Source organism: Caproiciproducens sp. CPB-2, from assembly GCF_036287215.1.
GTDB lineage: Bacteria > Bacillota > Clostridia > Oscillospirales > Acutalibacteraceae > Caproiciproducens.
Genome location: NZ_CP142860.1, coordinates 1,780,763 through 1,802,836 on the forward strand (window position 1 = coordinate 1,780,763; position 22,074 = coordinate 1,802,836).

The window sequence follows — 22,074 nt, forward strand, 5'->3', positions numbered from 1 at the left end:
TGCAGGAGGAAGTTAATAATGAGCTTACAATCGTCCAATAAGGTTGATACGAACCGTTACCAGCTTGAGGTTGCAGTAGACGCTGCTATATTTGAAAAAGCGCTTGATCAGGCATATCATAAAGAAAACAAAAAGATTGCGATTCCCGGCTTCCGGAAGGGAAAGGCTCCCCGTGCTTTCGTTGAGAAGTATTACGGCGAGCAGGTGTTTTATGAGGATGCGATCAATACGGTTTACCCTGATGCGCTGGATGCGGCGATCAACGAGGCGAAACTCGAAATGATCGAGGATAAAATTGATTTTGATCTGGTTTCCGCCGGCAAGGAAGGCGTTGTTTTTAAGGCGACCATCACAACAAAGCCGGAAGTGGAAATTGATGAATATAAAGGCTTGGCCGCAACCAAAAAGCCGGTTAAGGTAACCGATGAGGACATTGACGCGGAGATCAAAAAGGTTCAGGAGCGCAATTCCAGAATGGTGACCGTAGAAGACAGAGCGGCTCAGAACGGCGACATCACCGTCATTGATTTTGACGGTTCCGTGGACGGCGTTGCTTTTGACGGCGGCAAAGCGGAAAACTACAGCCTGACTCTCGGTGCGGGCCAGTTTATCCCGGGCTTTGAAGAGCAGGTTGTGGGCCATAAAACAGGCGACGAATTTGATGTAAACGTAAAGTTCCCGGAGGATTACCACTCGAAGGATTTGGCCGGTAAGGACGCCGTTTTCAAAATCAAGCTGCATGAAATCAAAATGAAGGAGCTGCCGGAAGTTGACGACGACTTTGTCAAGGATGTCAGCGATTTCGATACGCTCGATAAATACAGGGAAGACATGAAAGCAAAGCTGACCGAAGCCGAGGAAAAAAAGGCGAAAGACGATGTGGAAAACCAGCTGATCGATAAGCTGGTGGAAAATCTCAAAGCCGAAATTCCGCAGGCAATGTATGAAAACAAAATCAACGAGGATATCCGCGAATTCGGGTACCGTCTTCAGTCCCAGGGCCTGAACCTCGATACCTACCTGCAGTACACGGGTATGGACAAGGATTCTATCCGCAAGCAGTTCCAGCCGCAGGCGGAACGCGCGGTAAAGGTCCGTCTGGCGCTCGAAAAGATCGCCCAGCTGGAAGACATTCATCCGACCGAGGAAGAAATTGAGGCAGAGTTTGAAAAGCTTGCCAAGGGCTATGAAATCGACGCTGAAAAGGTGAAGACCTTTATTCCCAAAGAGGAACTGGCAAAAGACATCTCTGTTGAAAAAGCAATCAACCTCGTTCGTGACAGCGCGGTCGTAACGGAAAAAGAAGATCCTTCCGAAACTGCAAAAGCTGCTGAATAAGAAAAGTCCTTCCTGCCAATTATTAATTTATTGTTTAGTTTTATTGGAGGTACGCAATAATGAGTTTAGTCCCATATGTTATTGAGCAGACAAACAGGGGAGAACGTTCCTATGATATCTTTTCACGCCTGCTGAATGACAGAATCGTAATGCTTACGGAAGAGGTAAACGATACCACTTCCAGTCTGGTGGTTGCTCAGCTTTTATATCTGGAGGGCCAAGATCCGTCGAAGGATATCAGTCTTTATATCAACAGCCCGGGAGGGTCCGTAACCGCGGGATTGGCAATTTACGATACGATGCAGTATATTAAATGCGACGTTTCCACTATTTGCATGGGCATGGCTGCCAGCATGGGCGCGTTCCTGCTTGCGGCGGGTACCAAAGGCAAACGGTACGCCCTTCCCAACAGCGATATTATGATTCATCAGCCGAGCGGCGGCGCACAGGGTCAGGCGACTGATGTGATGATCCACGCCGACCACATTATTGCTACCAAAAAGAAGCTGAACGAAATCCTTGCTGAGAGAACGGGGCAGCCGATTGAAGTGATTGCGAAAGATACCGAGCGCGATAACTTTATGACGGCGGAGGCTGCCGTGAAATATGGCCTGATCGACAAGGTCATCTACAATTCGATGAGTTGAGGTTGGTGATTAATTAGATGCCAAATAATGACGATATCAAGGACAGGGGAATCTGCTGTTCGTTCTGCGGAAAGCCGCAGAACGAAGCTCGCCGTCTGATTGCAGGCCCCGGTGTTTATATCTGCGATGAATGCATAGAGCTGTGCATGTCGATCCTTGACGACGAAAAAAACCTGTCCAACCGAAAATCCAGCTACAGTGAAGCTTCGGCCGAACTTCCCAAACCGCACGAGATCAAAAAGCAGCTGGATGAATACGTCATTGGACAGGAAAAAGCAAAGGTTGCGCTTTCTGTTGCGGTCTATAACCACTATAAAAGAATCTATTACGGTAAAGACGACGTAGAACTGACAAAGAGCAACGTGCTGCTGCTCGGTCCGACCGGTGTGGGAAAAACCCTGCTGGCACAGACGCTGGCAAAGATACTGGATGTTCCGTTTGCGATTGCAGACGCCACCACACTGACGGAAGCCGGCTATGTCGGTGAGGATGTTGAAAATATCCTGCTGCGCCTGATCCAGGCCGCGGATTTCGATATTGAAAAAGCCGAACGCGGCATTATCTATATCGATGAAATCGACAAGATCGCCAGAAAGTCCGAAAATCCCTCCATTACACGTGACGTCAGCGGAGAGGGAGTACAGCAGGCTCTTCTGAAGATTCTGGAAGGAACTGTTTCCAACGTTCCCCCGCAGGGCGGCAGAAAACATCCCCAGCAGGAATTTTTGCAGATTGATACCTCCAATATCCTGTTTATCTGCGGCGGAGCTTTCGACGGCCTGAATAAAATTGTCCAGAAGCGCACGGCGTCCTCCGCTATGGGCTTCGGCGCACAGGTCAAAAGCAAGGTGGAGCTTGACTCCACAGCCTGGATGCAGGATGTCGTGCCGCATGATCTGGTGAAATACGGATTGATTCCTGAGCTGGTCGGCCGTTTGCCTGTCATTGCCGCGCTCGACGGACTGGATGAGGATGCTCTTGTAAGGATTTTGACTGAGCCGAAAAACTGCTTAATCAATCAGTACAAGAAGCTGTTTCAGCTGGATAAGGTTGAGTTGGAATTCAAACCCGAAGCACTGACAGCAATTGCCAAAAGGACCATTGACCGCCGCACGGGCGCAAGAGGGCTGAGATCCATCATGGAGGATTTGTTGACCAATCTCATGTATAAGGTCCCGTCTGACTACACCGTTGAAAAGGTCACCATTACCGCGGATACGGTGAATCAGGGCACGGAACCGGAGATCGTGTATAATCAGGACCGTAAACCGGTCAGGATTAAAATAACAACTCCCAGGAAGCGCGGCCGTAAGGATACAGCGTCATAACGATAGAAATCTTGGCTGTTGCACGTGGCAGACTTTTTGTTGTCCACTTGCAACAGCCTTTTCTGCCAAGGAGCAAACTATGAGTACAAATCAAGAACTGAAGAAAATTGAAAATAGTTCCATCCCTGTGCTTGCGCTCAGGGGACTGGTTATTTTTCCGGGCATGCTTCTGCAATTTGATGTGGGAAGAAAAAAGTCCATACTGGCTCTTTCCCAGGCGATGGAAGAAAACCAGCAGATTTTCCTGGTTGCCCAAAAGGATTTAAATACAAACGAACCGGGCGGCGAGGATCTTTATAAAATGGGGATCGTGGCGAAAATCAAACAGGTGATTCGCCATACCGACGAAGGTGTGCGGCTTTTCGCGGAAGGAATGTACCGCGCTGAAATTTCCTCCGTTGTCAGCGAAAACCCTTTTATTCTCGCCGACATCATTCCATGCGAAACCAAACCATACCGGACCAGCCATAAGACCGAGGCATTGATCCGTTACACGCAGACGCTTTTTGAAGAATATATTCAGAATTACAGCCGTATCCCTCCGGATATTATCATTGGCGTGGTGCAAAAGAAAAACTGCGGAGAGCTTGCGGATTATATCACCTCCAACATCATGCTCGACTATGAGCAGAAACAGGCGATTCTGGAAGAGCTCCATCCGGTAAAAAGGCTGGAAAAGCTGAATGAGATTTTAAAGAATGAAATTCAGGTGCTCTCCATTGAGAGCCAGATCAGCGAAAAGGCAAAGGAACAGATTGACGAAAATCAGCGCGAATATTTCCTGCGTGAGCAAATGAAAGCCATCTCCAACGAGCTTGGAGACGACGACAGCCCCTTGAGCGAGGCCGACGATCTGCGGGAACGCATCATGAAGATGAAGCTTCCCAAGCTGCAGGATGAGAAGCTGCTGAAGGAATGTGACCGGCTCTCCAAAATGCCCTACGGTTCCCACGAAGCAAGTGTGATCGTCAGCTATGTGGAAACCTGTCTGGAACTGCCGTGGAACGCCGCAAGCCGTGAGCATATCGACCTTGCAAAAGCACAAAAGGTGCTTGACCGCGACCATTTCGGTCTGACAAAGGTAAAGGAACGGATTATTGAGATTCTGGCTGTCAAAAAGCTTGCCCCCGATATCAAAGGACAGATTATCTGCTTGGTGGGTCCTCCGGGCGTCGGCAAAACATCCATCGCGCGTTCGATCGCCAAAGCCATCGGGCGAAATTATGTGCGCGTATCGCTCGGCGGCGTGAGGGATGAGTCCGATATCATGGGACACAGGAAGACGTACGTGGGTTCCATGCCGGGGCGGATTATCTCCGCCATGAAACAGGCCGGCACAAACAATCCGCTGATCCTGCTGGATGAAATCGATAAATTGGGAAACGATTTCCGCGGCGATCCCGCTTCCGCTTTACTGGAAGTGCTGGATTCGGAGCAGAATTCCTCCTTCTTCGATCACTATATCGATATGCCGTTTGACCTGAGCAAGGTGATGTTCATTACCACCGCCAACGATTACAGCGCCATTCCGGAGCCCCTTTTGGACAGAATGGACGTGATTACCCTTGGAAGCTATACCCATGAGGAAAAATACAACATTGCCCTGAAGCATCTGATTCCGAAGCAGTTCAAGAAACACGGGATCAATTCTAAAATGCTGAAAGTGACTCCGGCCGCCGTTCACGAGCTGATTGACGGCTATACCAGAGAGGCCGGCGTGCGTAATCTGGAACGTCAGATCGCTTCCATCTGCAGAAAATGCGCGAAAAAGATCGTGGGAGACAACCAGACGAAAATCGTTGTCAAGCCGGAGAATCTGGAGGACCTTTTAGGTCCGAAGAGGTTCAAAAAAGACGAACTTGTGAAGTCCGATATGGTCGGCCTGGTCAACGGTCTTGCGTGGACCAGCGTCGGCGGCGAGCTTCTGCCAATTGAAGTGGCGGTCATGGACGGCACGGGAAAAATCGAGCTGACCGGTTCGCTGGGCGACGTGATGAAGGAATCCGCCCGAACCGCGATCAGCTGTATCCGGACCAGAGCCGATTCGTTCGGCATCTGCCATGATTTCTACAGCAAATACGATATTCACATCCACGCGCCGGAGGGGGCCATTCCCAAGGACGGACCGTCCGCCGGAACCGCAATGGCGACCGCGATTACCTCCGCGCTGACCAACATCCCGATCCGGCACGACGTCGCAATGACAGGGGAAATCACTTTACTGGGCAGGGTGCTTCCTATCGGCGGGTTAAAGGAAAAGACGATGGCCGCTTACCGCTCGGGAATCAAGACGGTCATTATTCCGGCCGACAACGTTTCCGATTTAGCTGAAATTGACGCTGCGGTAAAAAACGCGGTGGATTTTCTGCCGGTTGAGAAAATCGACCAGGTGCTTGAAGCGGCTTTAACCAAGATGCCGGAAAATAAAAAGGAAGAGAACACGGATTCGCTTGTTCCGATGAATGCTTCCAGCCAGCCGGCGATTCTGACGCCCGGCATTCCGCAGTAACGGGGTGAAGCATTGAATTTTGATAAAGCTTTATTTGAATTCGCGGCGGGGAGACCGGATCAGCTGCCAGAATCCACCGTCCCGGAAATCGTATTTTCCGGACGGTCCAATGTGGGAAAATCTTCTCTGATCAATAAACTGGTCAACCGTAAATCCCTTGCCAGGGTCAGCGCGAAACCCGGGAAAACAGGAACCATCAACTTTTACGATTTGCAGGCTTGCAGATTGGTGGATCTGCCGGGTTATGGCTACGCAAGAGTCTCTCAGTCGGAAAAACTGCGCTGGTCTGAACTGGTCGAAGGCTATTTCAGCGCACAGCGCAATGTCGGGCTTGTCATCCAGATTATCGACATGAGGCACAGTCCTTCCGCCGACGATCTGGAGATGATCGAATATCTGATCAATTCGGGCACGCGTTTTCTGATTGCCGCTACAAAAAGCGACAAGCTGAACAAGATGGAACGAATGAATCAGCTTCGGCTGTTCCAGGAGATGTTCAGTCGGGCCGAAGGGCTGAAGCTGATTCCTTTTTCATCGGTCAACGGGGAAGGAGTAGAGGAAATTCGGAATATGATTTCAGAGATTTGCGATCATTCTTAAAAATGGAGTAATAAAATGCTGAATGAAGAGAGTTTAAACACGAATACGCTTGGACATCTGACTATCGGCGGATGCGATACGGTAGAGCTTGCTCAGGAATACGGGACACCTCTGTATATGATGGATGAGGACAGTATCAGAAGGAACTGCAGAATGTACCGTTCCTCGTTTGACAGGTACTACAACGGGCACGGAATGCCGCTTTACGCGAGCAAGGCCTTCAGCTGTAAGGAAATTTGCCGGATTGTCAACGAAGAGAAGCTGGGGTTGGACGTTGTTTCGGGCGGAGAGCTTTACACCGCCCTCAGCGCCGGATTTCCCGCGGAAAGGATTCATTTTCACGGAAATAATAAGACCACCGATGAAATTGCCTTTGCTTTACGGTCCGGTGTGGGACATATCGTCGTAGATAATTTGACGGAGCTTCATACCCTGAATGAAATGGCGTTGGCAATGGGGAAGACCGCTGACATTACCATTCGGGTCAAGCCCGGAATCGACGCCCACACCCATGAATTCATACGCACAGGGCAAATCGACTCGAAATTCGGCTTCGCGCTGGAAACAGGGGAGGCGATGGAAGCCGTGAAAGCGGCGATTCGGTGCAAAAATATCAATCTTACCGGTCTGCATTGTCATATCGGTTCCCAGATTTTCGACATTCAGCCGTTTGTGCTTGCCGCAGAAGTGATGCTTTCCTTTATTGACCGGATCAAACGGGAAACCGGAATCATTGTAAGGGAACTGAACCTCGGCGGCGGTTTCGGGATTCAATACACCGATTCCGACACCCCTGTTGCGTACGATCAATATATGGAAACCATATCGGAAGAGGTTCGTTCCTGCTGTAAAGCGCTTGGCCTTGATATCCCGTTTCTCTATCTTGAGCCGGGCCGTTCCATCGTCGGCGAAGCCGGGATCACTCTCTATACGATCGGAGCGGTCAAAAAAATTCCCGATGTGCGCACCTATGTTTCGGTCGACGGGGGAATGACCGACAATCCCCGCTATGCCCTTTATCGGGCGGGCTATACCGCTCTGGTAGCGAACAAAGCGTCCCTTGCGGCGGCGGAAGAAGTCACGATTGCCGGAAAATGCTGTGAGAGCGGCGACCTGATTCAGGAAAATACAATGATCCAGCCCGCGCAGCCGGGCGACACGCTTGCCGTGCTTTCCACCGGCGCGTATAATTACTCTATGGCGTCAAACTACAACCGCATTCCAATGCCTGCCGTCGTAATGGTACATAACGGAATGGCCCGTGTGATCGTAAAACGCGAAACGTATGAAGATTTGATCCGGAATGATATTTAAAGGGTTCCTGTCCTAATGTCCGCCCCGATTCGCTTTACTTTTGGACTTTTGTGTGTTAGAATTTTATCCTATTAAATGAATGAGGAGTGAAACCGTTTGAATTCAAAAATTAAAGATGAGAGTGTGGACTTTTTGTTCAAAGCGATTCTTTCTTTAAAGACGGTTGACGAATGTTATAATTTTTTTGAGGACCTATGCACAGTACCAGAGATCAAAGCAATGTCGCAGCGTCTGCTTGTGGCCCATATGCTGAGCACCAAACGGGTCTACAGCGACATCGTTGCCAAAACCGGCGCTTCCACAGCCACCATCAGCAGAGTCAACCGCTCGCTGAACTACGGCTGCGACGGCTATGAGCTGGTATTTAACAGGATCGACAAAGACGAAAAGAGCAAATGAGCTATTCGTCTTTTGCCCTCTATTATGACAGCCTTACACAAAATGTCAGTTATCCGGAACGGGCGGAGTATCTGATCGGTTTGCTGGACAGGCTGAACCATAAGGCCGGACTGACGCTCGATTTGGCCTGCGGCACAGGCAGCTTTACCATTGAACTGGCTGAGCGCGGAATCGATATTTACGGAATAGACGGCTCCGAGTCCATGCTTTCCGTTGCAAAGCAAAAAGCGGCGGACCGTGGGCTGGATATCCTTTTTCTGCGTCAGCAGATGCAGAGTATCGACCTGTACGGCACGGTCGATACGGTGATTTGTATGCTGGACAGCATCAACCACCTGACCCGTGAAAGCGATGTGATGAAGACGTTTTCACGCGTTTCGCTTTTTCTGAATCCGGGCGGATATTTTGTTTTTGACATGAATACACTGTATAAGCACCGGTATGTTCTCGGAAATCAGACATACGTTTATGACACGGACGATGTTTACTGTGTCTGGCAGAACCGTTTTGAAGAAAAGACCGGCCGGGTCGGAATCACTCTGGACTTTTTCGGCCGGGAGGGCGAAGCCTACCACAGAAGTTCAGAGCACTTCTATGAGCGCGCTTACGATACGGAGCGGATTGTTTCCATGCTGTCCAAAGCGGGACTGGAAACCGTGGGTTTGTTTCGCGAACTCAGTTTTGAAGAACCGGACGATCAAACGGAACGAATTGTCGTTGCAGCAAGAAAGATAAAATAAAAGGATTTTTAATATGGATAGAATGATCAGATGCATTACCTCCGACGGCAGCATCATGGCCGCCGCCGCCGATTCCACCTATCTGGTTGCCACGGCCCAGCAGATTCACGGCACCAGCCCGGTCGCAACCGCGGCGCTCGGCAGGCTGCTCACGGGCGCTTCGCTGATGGGCTCGATGCTGAAAAAGGAAAACGCTTCCCTTACGCTGAAAATCAACGGGGGCGGACCTTTGGGCACAGTGGTCGCCATTGCGGACAGCCACGGCAACTGCCGGGGCTGCGTTGACAACCCCGCAGTTGAGTTGCCGCTCAAGCCAAACGGAAAACTCGATGTCGGCACGGCGGTAGGTGCGAACGGTATTCTGGGTGTGCTACGCGATTTTGGCGAGGGAAGCCCTTATATGGGCCATGTGGAAATTAAATCAGGAGAAATCGCGGAGGACCTTACCAATTATTATGCCGTCAGCGAACAGATTCCCACCGTTTGCGCGCTGGGGGTGCTGCTCGACAAAGGGGACAGCCGCCGGCTCCTTGCGGGCGGGATGCTGATACAGGTTTTGCCCGGGGCGGATCAGGCGGCAATAGACAGGCTGGAACGAAATGCAGGCGGATTAAAACCGGTCACGACCATGCTGGCCGCGGGAATGTCGATAGAAGAGATGTGTAAAACCGCGCTGGAAGGCTTTGAAATGGAAATTCTGGACGAGTTTCAAATCGGTTATGTCTGCAATTGCAGCAAGGAACGTGTGCTCCGTGCGATTTCAACACTGAAACCGGAGGATATTCTGTCGCTGGCGGATGAGAAGGGCTTTGCCGAGGCGAAGTGTCAGTACTGCGGTCATACCTATCAGCTGTCGGAACAGGAATTGAAAGAGCTGGCGGAAAAAAAGCAGGCAAAATAATCCGGGGAAAATGAAAAAAATGTAATTTTAGTGTTGACAACTGGCACAATATATAGTATTATATAACACGTCGCTGATGAACGCGGCACACGCGAATGGGAGCATAGCTCAGCTGGTTAGAGCACCTGCCTTACAAGCAGGGGGTCATAGGTTCGAGTCCTATTGTTCCCACCACTTAAAGTTGGCTCGGTAGTTCAGCTGGTTAGAACGCTAGCCTGTCACGCTAGAGGTCGTCGGTTCGATCCCGATCCGAGTCGCCATTTGCCTCTGTAGCTCAGTTGGTAGAGCAGGGGACTGAAAATCCCCGTGTCGGTGGTTCGATTCCGCCCGGAGGCACCAAGCATGCGAACGTAGCTCATCTGGTAGAGCGCCACCTTGCCAAGGTGGAGGTAGCGAGTTCGAGCCTCGTCGTTCGCTCCATTTTTGGCGTCATAGCCAAGTGGTAAGGCATGGGTCTGCAAAACCCTGATTCCCCAGTTCAAATCTGGGTGACGCCTCCAAGCAAAGGGAAAAGTCCGTAAAACAGGTTTTTGTTTTACGGACTTTTTTAATATCACAATCACCCCATGCATATAGATTGCATGGGGTGATTGCGTTGAACGAGAAAGAAGCCAAAACCTATTTTATACCGATAGCCGTCCTGGTTTTATGCTGTCTTGCTTTTTTGCTGCTGTCCTACATCTCCTATCATAAAATCGATAAAATGGCTTTGGCCTTGGCGGAAAAACGCAATCCCGTCATTGTGCTCGACCCCGGTCACGGCGGGGAAGACGGGGGAGCCGCGGGGAAAAACTCCGCGCCTGAAAAGGACATTAACCTGGCAATTGCCCTGCAGCTGGAAAAACTTTTGAAAAGCTCCGGAATGCGTGTCGTGATGACAAGGACCACGGATGCTTCCATTTGTGACGATCACCTTGACACCGTGAGGGAACGAAAGGTCAGCGACCTCCATAACCGCCTGAAAATCATTGAGGAGCAGGGTGACTGCATCTTTATCAGCATTCATCAAAACCATTTCACGGAAAGCCGCTACAGCGGAGCGCAGATCTTCTACTCAAAAAATACCGACGGAAGTAAAATTCTGGCCGAAAATATCAAAAGCCGGATTGTAGAGCTGATTCAGCCGGAAAACAAGCGGGAGACAAAGCCGGCCACCAGTTCCATTTATCTCCTGTGGAATACAAAAGTTACCGCTGTGCTGGTCGAGTGCGGTTTCCTTTCCAACGATTCCGAGGCTGCGAAACTGAATGATAAAACTTATCAGCAGCAAATGGCGTTTTGCGTCTACAGCGGACTGCTGGATTACCTTCATTCCGTGGAGTAGTGTCTTGTATTCGTCCACAGGTTGGGCTATAATTTAAAAAACAGAGGAAATAAGAGGAACAAAAAATGGCTTCCAAATCAAAAAGTATTTATATCTGCTCCGAGTGCGGGTTTGAATCTGCAAAATGGTTCGGAAAATGTCCCGGCTGCGGGCAGTGGAACACGATGACAGAAGAAATCAGGGAATCGACCGCCCAAAAGAATTCGGCGGGTGCGGCGCGCAAAAATACCGTCCCCGTTTCCATCAATGAAATCAGTACCGCGGAGGAAGCCCGTTATCATACCGGTTTAACGGAACTGGACAGAGTGCTCGGCGGCGGGATTGTAAAAGGCTCCCTGATTTTGATCAGCGGAGAGCCGGGAATCGGCAAATCGACGATCCTTTTGCAGATCTGCGAATATCTCGGGCAATCCCTGAAGATCCTATATGTATCGGGAGAAGAATCAAACCGGCAAATAAAGCTCCGTGCGGCCCGTCTGGGCGTTCAAAGCGATAATCTCTATATTCTGACCGAAACGGACATTCAATGCGTTATAGAGCAAATGAGAGCCCAAAAACCCGATCTGGTGATGATCGATTCCATCCAGACGATGAATGATACCGATCTGAATTCGTCGCCCGGCAGCGTCACACAGGTGCGGGAATGCACCAACGCCGTGATGCACACCGCAAAAGCGCTGGAAATCCCAACCATTCTCGTCGGCCATGTCAATAAGGACGGGGCCATCGCGGGACCGAAGGTGCTGGAGCATATCGTCGACGCGGTGCTTTATTTTGAGGGGGACCGCCAAATGTCCTACCGGATTCTGCGGGCCGCAAAGAACAGATACGGTTCCACCAATGAAATCGGCGTGTTTGACATGGGCGACAATGGGCTTCATCAGGTGGACAACCCTTCGCTCGCTCTGCTGGACGGAAGGCCGAAAAATGTATCGGGCACCTGCGTCACCTGCGTAATAGAAGGTTCCCGCCCGATTCTGGCCGAAATACAGGGACTTGCAACGACGACCGGCTTTGGAAATCCCAGAAGGATGTCGACCGGTTTTGATTACAACCGAATGTCTCTGCTGCTTGCCGTACTTGAAAAACGGGCGGGATACTATTTTTCCAATCTGGACGCTTATGTCAATGTTGTAGGAGGATTAAGACTGGACGAGCCCGCGGCCGACCTTGCGGTAGCCATGTCGCTCGTGTCCAGTCTGAAGGATATCCCCGTCAGCGATGACGCCATTGTATTCGGCGAGATCGGCCTTGCCGGGGAAATACGCGCCGTTACCCATGTCGACGCCAGAATCAGCGAGGCTGCCCGGCTGGGCTTTACAAAATGCATTTTACCCTTTCACAGCCTGAAGCAGGCCAACGTCAAAGGGAACGGCATTCAATTGATCGGGGTCAAAGGCGTGAGGGAGGCGTTTGAGGCTTTATCTGGTTGCTGACAGGAGCCCGGGGAGTGACTTTGATGCAGTGCACACAGCCGTCTCCGGTATAATTGGTAATCGCAGAGGGCATTTCCAGACTGCAGTAGCCGTCATGCTGATAAATACAGTCTTCATCACATTGAATGATGCTCATTTATGTTCACCTCAATTATATTTTGGGGGATAAGCGTGAAAATTATTCATTGATTTGCTTAAAATTGAGCTAATATTTTCCCTCTTCCATCACAGAATAAACAGGAATGGGGGAATGAGAATGAAGAAGTATGCAATGCTATTATCCTTTACATCTATGATGGTCGTAGGAATCCTCACATGGGGTGTTTTTTCGCGAAATTCGGTCGTTCCTGTCAGTATTGTAAAGGTGAACCCAGTTACAGTCGAAAATTCTGTGACGTGCAGCGGCAGGGTAGAGCGGGTTTCGACGCACAACGTCTACTCGCCGTCCGCGGCTTTTGTCAGCCAGGTTTATGTTCAGCTGGGGGACAAAGTTACCCAGGGACAGCGCTTAATGGACATTCAGGTGCCTTCCTCCGCTTCCGATTCTTCCAGTTCTTCCGATTCCGAATTGGATGGAACGTACGAAAGCCTTCTCAATCAATACAGCGGACAGAGCCAGATTACGACCAGGACGATTACTTCTCCGTACGAAGGAAAAATCACGTCGCTCTCGGTTGCCAACCAGGGCTACGTCCAGGCCGGCACTCCGGTCGCGGTCATATCGGACAACTCCGATATGCTTCAGGTAAGGCTTTCGGTCAATGAATCGCAGATTTCCGACATAAAGAAAGGGCAAAAGGCGATTATTACCGGCGTAGGATTTAAAAACACGGCGTATACCGGCACTGTCAAAAGCATTTCCGCCGAAGCGAAACAGATGGTTTCCACAACGGGGCAGGAAACGGTGGTAGAGGTAATCGTCAGCGTCGAAAAACCGGGGAGCGATATCAAGCCCGGTTATACCGCGAAGGCAAAAATTATTACATCTGAAAACCCCAATGTCCTTATTGCGCCCTATAACGCTGTCAGAGCCGATAAAAATGGAAATGAGTATGTGTTCAAGTTAAAAGAAAAGAAGGCCGTCAAAACTCCTGTGGTGACCGACAGAGAATTTGACGACGGTTTTGAAATAACCAGCGGTCTGTCCGAAAACGATGAAGTCATCGCCAACCCGGATTCCGTGTCAAACGGGGCTCACGTCATCCCCAAAGAAAGTTCGGTGAGCTCCGATGAGTGACTATGTGAAATCTGCATTTCAGAATTTGGGCAGAAAGCGTGTCAGGACGGTGCTTACCATACTGGGAATCGCGATCGGTGTGGCCTCCGTCGTGATGATCGGCAATATCAGCCAGTGCGGAACCAACGCGCTCAGCAACGAGCTGGAAAGCCTCGGTCTGAGCGGTCTTACCATTTCCTCTTCGTCGGATACCGCCGCCCCGGTTTCTCTCAATGAAGACGACCTGAGTATTATCAAGCGGTGCGATCAGGTGGAACAGGCAGCTCCCGTGATGGTGGAAAGCACGGATATCTCGGCCAGAAAATTGAGTTCCAAAGCTCTGGTGTGGGGGATAGACACCAACGCAAGCCAGATTATTTCCATTAATCTGCTATACGGCCGGCTGTTCAATTCGGAGGATATCAGCACAGGCGCAAACGTATGTTTGGTAGATGAAGCCTTTTCAAAAAGCACCTATATGAGAAGCAATATCATTGGGAAAACAGTGTCCATTATGAGCGGCGGAGTCGAAGAAAATTATAAGGTGATCGGGATTATTAAAACGGGCAGCGGCCTTTTGCAGAACATGATCGGGAACTATATCCCCACCTTCGTCTATGTTCCTTACACCACTGTTCAGGCCACGTCCGGAAGAAACGATTTCGACCAGATCGTGGTCAAAGTGAAATCCGGCGGCAATGTAGAGAGCATCGGAAAAACAATCGTAGACACGCTCAACCGCGACAACGGGACAGCGGACGCGTTCGTATCCAATAATCTTGCCAAGCAGAAGGACAGCCTTACCAATATGCTGGGAATTGTTACTCTGATTCTTTCCGCGGTAGGCTCCGTTTCCTTATTGGTGGCAAGCCTGAGCATCATGACCGTCATGCTGGTTTCGGTTAACGAACGGACCCGGGAAATCGGAATCAAGAAAGCGATCGGGGCAAAGCAAAGCTCCATCATGCTGGAATTTATGTTCGAGGCCGTTCTGATCTCCCTGATCGGCTGCGTCTGCGGTATCGCGGCGGGATATGTCATTTCCTTCGCCGGCGCTGAATATTTTGGCGTGGAGCTGAGTACAAGGGCGGATATCATGATGATCGCGGTAGAATTCTCCCTTGCATCCGGCACTGTTTTCGGGGTTTATCCGGCTTATAAAGCGTCAAGGCTGAAGCCCGTCGACGCGCTCAGACAGGAGTAAAAATATGGGTTTTATCCAAACTCCGAACCTTCCGGAGTCGGACGTGGCCGCAGCGGCCATGTCCGGTACATATCCCGCAGTTGCGGACGCGCTCAGAGCGCGGAATATAGAAGTTCTTCCGATAAAGCCGTGTAAGGCTTTGAGCGTGCCGGTATGCTGTCACGCCGATATGCTGCTGCACCACCTGGGCGGCAATCGAATCGTTGCGGCAAATGGGGAAGAGGATCTGAAAATAAGACTGGAACAATTAGGGTTCGAGGTATCCTATTCGAACAAATGTATTTCCAATTCTTATCCGCAGGATGTCATTTTAAATTGCGCCCGTATCGGAAACCGGTTATTGGCCAACTGGAAGGCCATCGACAGCACGATTTATGAGTACTGCAGCGCGAACCGGATAGAAATAACGGACGTAAGGCAAGGATACGCGAAATGCTCCACAATCATTGTCGATAGCCGGTCTGTAATCACGGCGGACCCGTCCATAGCGGAAGCGGCGGAAAGAATGAGGATGGATGTTCTGAAAATTACGCCGGGCTATGTAAATTTAGAGGGATACGAATATGGGTTTCTTGGAGGCGCCTGCGGAATGATTGGAAAAGGAAAACTGGCTTTTACAGGCAGCATCAAAAATCATCCTGATTATTCTGGTATGAAAAGCTTCTGTGATCAGAAAAAGGTGGAATTGATTTCTCTGACGGACGGTCCGCTGCTGGACATTGGGGGAATTCTTCCGTTAAAAGCCGTAAACCGTATCGAAAAAGAAACCTTAGAAAGAAATAGAAATCCTTGACTGTCCCTCTAAAAAATGATACAATTATACAAAATAAAAATTTTGTATAATTAAGGGGACTGGAAAACCAAAGAAAGGATTTGAATTGGCTCATGAAATCAGAAATAAAATCCGAATGGATGTCTGAAGCGCCGCCGGTCATCAAAGAATTTCTGGGATACGTCGGGACGATTAAAGGAAAATCTCCAAAAACCGTTGATGAATACTATCTTGACTTACGTACGTTCTTCAGGTATATTAAAAAATCCCGGGACCTTGTGCCACCGGAAACCGATTTCGAGAAAATCAGTATTTCCGACATTGATCTCGATCTCATTAAAACCATTACTCTGACGCATGTTTTTGAGTACATGAATTATCTGTCCACAGAACGCCAGAACAAAGCTTCGACCCGGTCCAGAAAGGTTTCCAGTTTACGGACTTTTTTTAAATATCTGACGAATAAGACCGGAAAACTGGCTGTAAACCCGGTTCAGGAGCTGGAAACGCCCAAGCAAAGGAAAGCTTTGCCGAAATATCTGACTTTGGAGCAAAGTCTGGAGCTTTTGTCCAAAGTGGACGGCCCTGCCAAAGAACGGGACTACTGTATCCTTACACTGTTTTTAAACTGCGGCATGCGGTTGTCCGAACTGGTCGGCCTGAATCTGAGCGATGTCCGCCACGGCACGTCGACGGTCAGGATCGTCGGCAAAGGCAACAAGGAACGGATCGTTTATCTGAACGACGCCTGTCTTGACGCGATCGACCGGTATGTCGCGGTGCGGCCCAACGATGCCCTGACAGACAAAAACGCACTGTTCATCAGTAAGCAGAAGAAACGCATCAGCCCGAAAACCGTACAGTATCTCGTCAAAAAGTACCTTTCGGAAATTGAACTCGGCAACCTTTCCGTACATAAGCTCCGCCACACGGCGGCGACCCTGATGTATCAGCACGGACATGTCGACATCCGGGTCTTAAAGGATATTTTAGGCCACGAAAATCTGGGTACCACAGAGATTTACACCCATTTGTCCGACGAACAGATGGCCAACGCGGCAAAGGCGAATCCTCTGTCACAGGTAAGGCGGCGAGATTCCGCTGATTTAAAAAAGACGATAAAAAAAGAACCGGAATGACCGGTTCTTTTTTTGTATTTAACCCAGCTTTGCACGCGGATGGCAGTTGTTGTACACTTTTTTAAAATGATCGTTTAATAAGTGTACGTAAACCTGTGTGGAGGAAATATCCGCGTGGCCGAGCATCATCTGTATATCTTTCAGCTCCGCGCCGTTTTCCAGCAGATGCAGTGCAAAGGAATGGCGGAGCGTATGGGGAGTAATTTCTTTGACGATTCCCGCCTTTTCCGCATATCCTTTTACAATTTTCCAGAAGCCCTGACGGGTAAGCCTGCGGCCGTTCAGATTCGTAAAGAGTGCCTGTCCCCCATCCGGCGTGATGATCAGGCTCCTGACTCTGATAATATATTCCGATATGGCGTTTACCGCCGTGGGATAAACCGGAATCAACCGCTCGCTTTTGTCATTTTTGCAGCTCAGCATCCCCGTGTGGATGTTAATATCCTGAATATTCAAATCAACCAGCTCCGAAGCCCTGATTCCGGTTGCATACAGAAGCTCCAGCATGGCTTTGTCGCGGCAGCCCTTCGATTCCTGAGTATCCGGCTGGGACAGCAAAAGCTCAATTTCCTTGCCGGACAGGATCTGTGGGAGTTTTTTTACCGTCTTTTCCAGTTTAACGGCCTTTGCGGGATTGCTGTCCGCCTGGCCGGTAATAATCAGGTACTGATAAAAACACCGGATGGAAGCGACATTTCTCGTAATCGTAGCGTTTGACTTTTTTAATTCTGTCAGATTTGCAACATATGTATTGATAAAGTCGGAATCCGCCTGAGCTGGATCGCCCGGCCCGTTCTCATCCAGAAATGATAAGAAATGCCCGACGTCGCGAATATACGAATCCAGTGTGTTTGCAGACACAGCTTTTTTATTGACCAGATAATTGCTGAAATCCGAACAGTAGTCCTTCATTTTGTCCTATCCCCTCTATTTTAAAAAGAAAACATACCCGCAAAACATCCTGAAAATATAACGTCAATCACCGCCGCCAGAAAAGCAACCATCAGAATGGCACCGAAATTCAGTAAATACGGTTTCATTTTTGGCGGGCTGATTGTCCCTCTTTGAGACACGACACTGCATGACGCAATCATTCGGGAAAATCGTGTCCCCTCCCTTGCCGCAAGCAGAATTGCAAGGCAGCACACAAATGCCCCGGGCAAAATAACCACCAGATTAAATAATACGCCCATAAAGCCATACGCCGCATACAGATATCCGGATGTCAGCCCCAAGCCGAAACCCCGGAAAAACAGAACCGCAGGGATGATAAACATCCCCCACACGGAAAGCCCGCAAAGAAAACAGGCCAGTATAAAAAGAAAGGAGGAAGCAAAGGAAGCGGAGAAAATGGAGATAATCGGCTGTACAGCCCTGGCTTTATAATTGCTGTAAAATAGAAAATCCAGTTTATTTAACGCTGTGAAATCCGCATTTCTGGCGAAAACCGCTCCAAAAATCATGCCGATGATTAAAGAAAGCGAGAACAGCACCAGAACATAATTTTCACGCAGTGCTTTTAAAAGAATCCTGCTGTTGATAACAGGCCTGTGCCGAAAGCTGTGTTTTACAACAATCATACTCAAACATCCCCTTAACAGATATAAGGAACCATTCATAAATGTATGAGAATGATTTGTGTTATATGATTACTTGCCCAGCTCTTCCGCTCTTTTTGTACAGGCCCTCATCGCCTCGTCCACGATTTGCTCAAAATGATGCTCATAAAAAACATCCAGTGCTTTTAAGGTGGTTCCACCGGGTGAAGAGACCATTTTAATCAGCATTTCCGGGGTCAGTTCCGGCTGGCGCAGCATCCCCGCGCTGCCCTCCAGCGTCTGGCAGATCAGCTGCAAAGCCGTGTCGGCGGCGATCCCCTGTTTAACGGCGCTGTCCAGCATCGCTTTGGCGAACAGATAAATATACGCCGGGCTGCTGCTGTTTACGGAAATGACGGCGTTCATCCGACTTTCATCCAAAACCGTTACCGTTCCGCAGGCTCCGAATAATGACAGAACCAGCTGAAAATCTTCGTCCGTTACATTTTCCGTCCTGCTTAATGCGGTTGCGCCCTTGCCGATCAAAAGGGGCGTGTTGGGCATGGTCCTGATAACTGGACACCGGCAGCCAAGAGCACTGTTGATATAGTGGGTCGAAATGCCCGCCGCAATAGAAACAAACAGAATTTTTTGATTTACAACAGGTTTTATCGAAGCCAATACTTCAGCAAAATTCTGCGGTTTGACCGCCAGAAAAACGATATCGCATTTTTCAATTAGCTGTTCAATCGAGTCAACGGTCCGTACTCCCGCCTTTTGCCGCAGCGCTTCCCGTTTCTCCCGGTTGATATCATAAACAAAAACCTGCTGTGCCGGAAAGGTTTTTGTCCCGACAATCCCATTAATAATAGCGCCTGCCATATTGCCGGCGCCGATAAACCCCAGTATTTTATCACTCAAAAAAAAACACCTGCCTTGTAACTATATACTATAATACATTTTTTACCAGTTAGCAATACAAAAATATACAAGAAAACCATTTTTATGCATTTTCAAATAATTTATGTAAACTGTATTATGTAAACTAACAGAAATTATGTAATAAACGTTATGTAAACCTTATGAATAAAAATACGCACGCTTACATTTTTAAAGCAAGCGTGCGCCGCTCATCCGTTTTCTTGCTATTCAGCCATGGCCGCCTTGATCATAATGGCGCATTCCAGGCGTTTTTTTTCAAGATCACAGGAGATCTTATGGGCTTTATGGATATCCCCTTCATACTGCTGGCTGTTCGCGTTGCAGCCGCCGCTGCAGTAAAATTTGGCCCAGCAGTTTCTGCATTCCGGTTTTGAATAGACGTTTGCCAGCGCGAAGGAATGCTTCATATCGGTATTCAAGGTTCCGTCCATGACATTCCCCATTTTAAAGCTCTCGTCCCCTACGAACTGATGACAGGGAAAAATATCTCCCTCGGGCGTTACGGCAATGTATTCGTTGCCGCAGCCGCAGCCGCGAAGGCGCTTAATGGCGCACGGGCCTTGATCGAGATCCAGCATAAAGTGGAAGAAATTGAACCCCTTCCCCGCCTTTTTGCGGTCAATGATCGTATTTGCCAGACGCTCATACTCTTCAAATACGCGGGGCAAGTCCTCTTCCCTGATCGAATAATCCAGCTTCACGTCCGAGACCACCGGCTCAACGGAAATCTGCTCAAAGCCAAGCTCGGCCATATGTAACACATCGTTGGTAAAATCAAGATTGTGTTTGGTAAAGGTTCCTCTGGCGTAATAGTCCTTGTCGCCGCGTGACGCGACCAGCTTTTGGAACTTCGGAACAATTGTATCATAGCTGCCCGTACCGTCGGCCCTGACCCGCAAAAGATCATTGACGCTTTTTCTTCCGTCAAGGGACAGCACGCAGTTGGACATTTCCCGGTTGATAAAATCGATCTTATCGTCCGTCAGCAAGATGCCGTTTGTCGTAATGGTGAACCGGAAGTTTTTATTGTGTTCTTTTTCGATACTGCGGGCATAATTGACGATTTGCTTGACAACCTCAAAATTCATCAGCGGTTCGCCGCCGAAGAAATCGACTTCAAGGTTATGCCTTCCCTCTGATTTCTCGATCAGGAAATCGATTGCTCTCTTCCCTACCGCAAAGGGCATCAGCATTCTGCCGCGGCCAAAGTCTCCCTTGGCGGCAAAGCAGTATTCGCACCTTAAATTGCAATCGTGGGCAATATTCAGGCACATGGATTTTACCGGGGCATCCTTCATCATTTCAGCGAACTTTCCATATTCGTCCATTGAAAAAAGCTGACCGATCCGGTACAGCTCTTTCAGCTCCTCATAGGCTTCACGAACGGTTTCGCCGTCATATTTTCCGCTCAGGCCGTTCAGCATTTCCCGGGGAGGATTCTCCGGCACGCTGTCATTTAAATAGTCCAGCATATCAAACGGCGCGTCGTCAAAAAGATGAACTGCCCCGCTGTTGGTGTCCAGTACGATATGAAAACCATTTAAAGAATACTTGTGAATCATGTATTTTCTCCGTTTACACAAAATTTAAGGGACATTGCTGTCCCTTAAGGTTTGAATGAAATTCAAATCAATTGATTTATCTGCCGGCGTTTTCGCATTTCTGGTTTGCGACAGTGCAGGAAGTTTTGCAGGCCGACTGACAGGACGCCTGGCACTCGCCGCATCCGCCTTTGACCGCGCTCTCTTTTAAATTGGCTTTATTCAAAGTCTTAATCTGTTTCATTTTTTGAAACCTCCATTTCAATATTACTGATCATTTTCGCTTCATGATTATATCACACTGACGGAAAGAATAAAAGTATTATTTTACTTTTGACTTCTTACTGACCGCAAGCAGCCCGCCGATCGCGCCGGAAAGAACCATTACCAGCATCCTGATTCCGGCCGTAAGGGAAACAGGCTCATGGGACGCAATCATACCGGAAACAAGAAACAATACAAACAGCAGCAAACCGGACAAAGCGCCGTAGGCCAAACCGCGTTTACGGGAAATTTTCGCTGTGACAAACCCCGCCACAAAGGACGCGAGCACGGACAATCCGAGCATCATAGGGGAAATCAGATTCTGCGGAATATGTCCCGCCGACACAAAGGCCAAGGCAAAAACACCCAGCAGGGCAGCACAAATTACGGCCCCGACGACAGTCCCGAGGAGAATGGAGCGCAGCGCTCCAAACATCGGATTTTCATTTAAATGCTTTAAATGCTTCTTGCTTTTCATTACCAGCGCCCCCTCAAATATCTAATACCATAGATATTCAGAAGGCGCCGAAGATATACTAATTATTCCGCTTTTTCGGCTTATTCGGCGTCCGCGTGAACGGTATCGATGCTTCCGATCGCCCAGCGCTTGATGCGGATTTTGACGCGGTCCGTACCGGTTTCGATAACGATGGTGTCAGAATCGTCCTTAATGCCGACTACTCGTCCGACAATTCCGCCGATTGTGGTGATATCATCGCCGATTTGGATATTATTGCGCATTTTCTCTTCGTTTTTCTTTTTCTTGGACTGGGGACGGATTCCAAAGAAATAAAAAGCGCCGATAATGGCCACGTAAAGGAGAACGATGGTCCATGTACTTCCTCCGGCCGCAGTGGTTCCTGTCAAAGTGTTGAAATTCATTATAGAACTGCACCTCCAATTTAATATAATGATTATAGCA

Annotated in this window: 22 protein-coding genes and 5 tRNA genes; 20 read left to right on the forward strand and 7 right to left on the reverse strand. The window is 49.1% G+C overall.

Going from position 1 to position 22,074, the window contains the following annotated elements; all coding sequences use genetic code 11:
• Positions 1–18 precede the first annotated feature (18 nt).
• The 20 genes from tig to VXK30_RS08970 all read left to right on the forward strand — a co-directional run bounded on the left by tig (position 19) and on the right by VXK30_RS08970 (position 16,867).
• On the forward strand, positions 19–1,338 hold the full coding sequence (tig, locus tag VXK30_RS08875) for a trigger factor (RefSeq protein WP_275715823.1): 1,320 nt from the start codon (positions 19–21) through the stop codon (positions 1,336–1,338).
• Between the two features lie 59 nt (positions 1,339–1,397).
• Complete coding sequence (gene clpP, locus VXK30_RS08880) at positions 1,398–1,985, forward strand: ATP-dependent Clp endopeptidase proteolytic subunit ClpP (RefSeq protein ID WP_275715825.1); 588 nt, start codon at positions 1,398–1,400, stop codon at positions 1,983–1,985.
• A gap of 17 nt (positions 1,986–2,002) precedes the next feature.
• The gene (gene clpX / locus VXK30_RS08885) at positions 2,003–3,313 is read left to right on the forward strand and encodes an ATP-dependent Clp protease ATP-binding subunit ClpX (RefSeq protein WP_275715827.1); all 1,311 of its coding nucleotides are present in this window, start codon (positions 2,003–2,005) and stop codon (positions 3,311–3,313) included.
• A 79-nt stretch (positions 3,314–3,392) separates the two neighbouring features.
• Complete coding sequence (lon, locus tag VXK30_RS08890) at positions 3,393–5,822, forward strand: endopeptidase La (protein WP_275715829.1); 2,430 nt, start codon at positions 3,393–3,395, stop codon at positions 5,820–5,822.
• Positions 5,823–5,834: 12 nt separating this feature from the next.
• Positions 5,835–6,422 carry a ribosome biogenesis GTP-binding protein YihA/YsxC gene (gene yihA / locus VXK30_RS08895; protein WP_275715831.1) on the forward strand — a complete coding sequence of 196 codons (588 nt, stop codon included), beginning with the start codon at positions 5,835–5,837 and terminating at the stop codon, positions 6,420–6,422.
• A gap of 15 nt (positions 6,423–6,437) precedes the next feature.
• A complete protein-coding gene (gene lysA / locus VXK30_RS08900; protein ID WP_275715833.1) occupies positions 6,438–7,736 on the forward strand; it encodes a diaminopimelate decarboxylase in 1,299 nt (432 codons plus the stop codon).
• A 96-nt stretch (positions 7,737–7,832) separates the two neighbouring features.
• The gene (locus tag VXK30_RS08905) at positions 7,833–8,135 is read left to right on the forward strand and encodes a YerC/YecD family TrpR-related protein (protein WP_038324176.1); all 303 of its coding nucleotides are present in this window, start codon (positions 7,833–7,835) and stop codon (positions 8,133–8,135) included.
• Positions 8,132–8,875 (forward strand): class I SAM-dependent DNA methyltransferase, encoded by a 744-nt coding sequence (locus tag VXK30_RS08910; protein ID WP_275715837.1) that lies wholly within the window; start codon positions 8,132–8,134, stop codon positions 8,873–8,875. The genes VXK30_RS08905 and VXK30_RS08910 overlap by 4 nt, the downstream gene beginning before the upstream one ends.
• 13 nt (positions 8,876–8,888) lie before the next feature.
• Positions 8,889–9,776 (forward strand): Hsp33 family molecular chaperone HslO, encoded by an 888-nt coding sequence (gene hslO, locus VXK30_RS08915; protein WP_275715839.1) that lies wholly within the window; start codon positions 8,889–8,891, stop codon positions 9,774–9,776.
• Between the two features lie 97 nt (positions 9,777–9,873).
• Positions 9,874–9,950: transfer RNA gene (locus VXK30_RS08920), tRNA-Val, on the forward strand.
• Positions 9,951–9,959: 9 nt separating this feature from the next.
• Positions 9,960–10,036 (forward strand) — tRNA-Asp (locus VXK30_RS08925).
• A 3-nt stretch (positions 10,037–10,039) separates the two neighbouring features.
• Positions 10,040–10,115: transfer RNA gene (locus VXK30_RS08930), tRNA-Phe, on the forward strand.
• 5 nt (positions 10,116–10,120) lie between these two features.
• Positions 10,121–10,196, forward strand: a tRNA-Gly gene (locus VXK30_RS08935).
• 5 nt (positions 10,197–10,201) lie between these two features.
• Positions 10,202–10,276, forward strand: a tRNA-Cys gene (locus VXK30_RS08940).
• Positions 10,277–10,371: 95 nt separating this feature from the next.
• Entirely contained in the window at positions 10,372–11,100 is a 729-nt protein-coding gene (locus VXK30_RS08945; protein ID WP_275715841.1) for an N-acetylmuramoyl-L-alanine amidase, read from the forward strand.
• A gap of 65 nt (positions 11,101–11,165) precedes the next feature.
• A complete protein-coding gene (gene radA / locus VXK30_RS08950) occupies positions 11,166–12,536 on the forward strand; it encodes a DNA repair protein RadA (RefSeq protein WP_275715843.1) in 1,371 nt (456 codons plus the stop codon).
• 256 nt (positions 12,537–12,792) lie between these two features.
• Positions 12,793–13,773 (forward strand): efflux RND transporter periplasmic adaptor subunit, encoded by a 981-nt coding sequence (locus tag VXK30_RS08955; RefSeq protein WP_275715845.1) that lies wholly within the window; start codon positions 12,793–12,795, stop codon positions 13,771–13,773.
• The gene (locus tag VXK30_RS08960) at positions 13,766–14,956 is read left to right on the forward strand and encodes an ABC transporter permease (protein WP_275715847.1); all 1,191 of its coding nucleotides are present in this window, start codon (positions 13,766–13,768) and stop codon (positions 14,954–14,956) included. Before VXK30_RS08955 ends, VXK30_RS08960 begins: the two co-directional genes overlap by 8 nt.
• 4 nt (positions 14,957–14,960) lie before the next feature.
• A complete protein-coding gene (locus VXK30_RS08965; protein ID WP_275715849.1) occupies positions 14,961–15,749 on the forward strand; it encodes a DUF6873 family GME fold protein in 789 nt (262 codons plus the stop codon).
• A 92-nt stretch (positions 15,750–15,841) separates the two neighbouring features.
• Positions 15,842–16,867: a tyrosine recombinase XerC gene (locus VXK30_RS08970; RefSeq protein WP_275715851.1), complete on the forward strand. Its 1,026-nt coding sequence runs from the start codon at positions 15,842–15,844 to the stop codon at positions 16,865–16,867.
• 18 nt (positions 16,868–16,885) lie between these two features.
• Here the strand turns inward: VXK30_RS08970 and VXK30_RS08975 are convergent, their stop codons facing one another.
• The 7 genes from VXK30_RS08975 to yajC all read right to left on the reverse strand — a co-directional run bounded on the left by VXK30_RS08975 (position 16,886) and on the right by yajC (position 22,034).
• A complete protein-coding gene (locus VXK30_RS08975; RefSeq protein WP_275715853.1) occupies positions 16,886–17,779 on the reverse strand; it encodes a tyrosine recombinase in 894 nt (297 codons plus the stop codon).
• 20 nt (positions 17,780–17,799) lie between these two features.
• On the reverse strand, positions 17,800–18,486 hold the full coding sequence (locus VXK30_RS08980; protein WP_329493089.1) for a stage II sporulation protein M: 687 nt from the start codon (positions 18,484–18,486) through the stop codon (positions 17,800–17,802).
• Between the two features lie 30 nt (positions 18,487–18,516).
• Positions 18,517–19,326 (reverse strand): pyrroline-5-carboxylate reductase, encoded by an 810-nt coding sequence (proC, locus tag VXK30_RS08985; RefSeq protein WP_275715857.1) that lies wholly within the window; start codon positions 19,324–19,326, stop codon positions 18,517–18,519.
• 224 nt (positions 19,327–19,550) lie between these two features.
• Positions 19,551–20,909, reverse strand: a complete 1,359-nt coding sequence (scfB, locus tag VXK30_RS08990; RefSeq protein WP_275715859.1) for a thioether cross-link-forming SCIFF peptide maturase — start codon at positions 20,907–20,909, stop codon at positions 19,551–19,553.
• Between the two features lie 76 nt (positions 20,910–20,985).
• Positions 20,986–21,132: a six-cysteine ranthipeptide SCIFF gene (gene scfA / locus VXK30_RS08995; protein ID WP_081928276.1), complete on the reverse strand. Its 147-nt coding sequence runs from the start codon at positions 21,130–21,132 to the stop codon at positions 20,986–20,988.
• Positions 21,133–21,210: 78 nt separating this feature from the next.
• Positions 21,211–21,630 carry a TIGR04086 family membrane protein gene (locus VXK30_RS09000; RefSeq protein WP_275715862.1) on the reverse strand — a complete coding sequence of 140 codons (420 nt, stop codon included), beginning with the start codon at positions 21,628–21,630 and terminating at the stop codon, positions 21,211–21,213.
• An 80-nt stretch (positions 21,631–21,710) separates the two neighbouring features.
• Positions 21,711–22,034 (reverse strand): preprotein translocase subunit YajC, encoded by a 324-nt coding sequence (yajC, locus tag VXK30_RS09005; RefSeq protein WP_275715863.1) that lies wholly within the window; start codon positions 22,032–22,034, stop codon positions 21,711–21,713.
• Positions 22,035–22,074 lie beyond the last annotated feature (40 nt).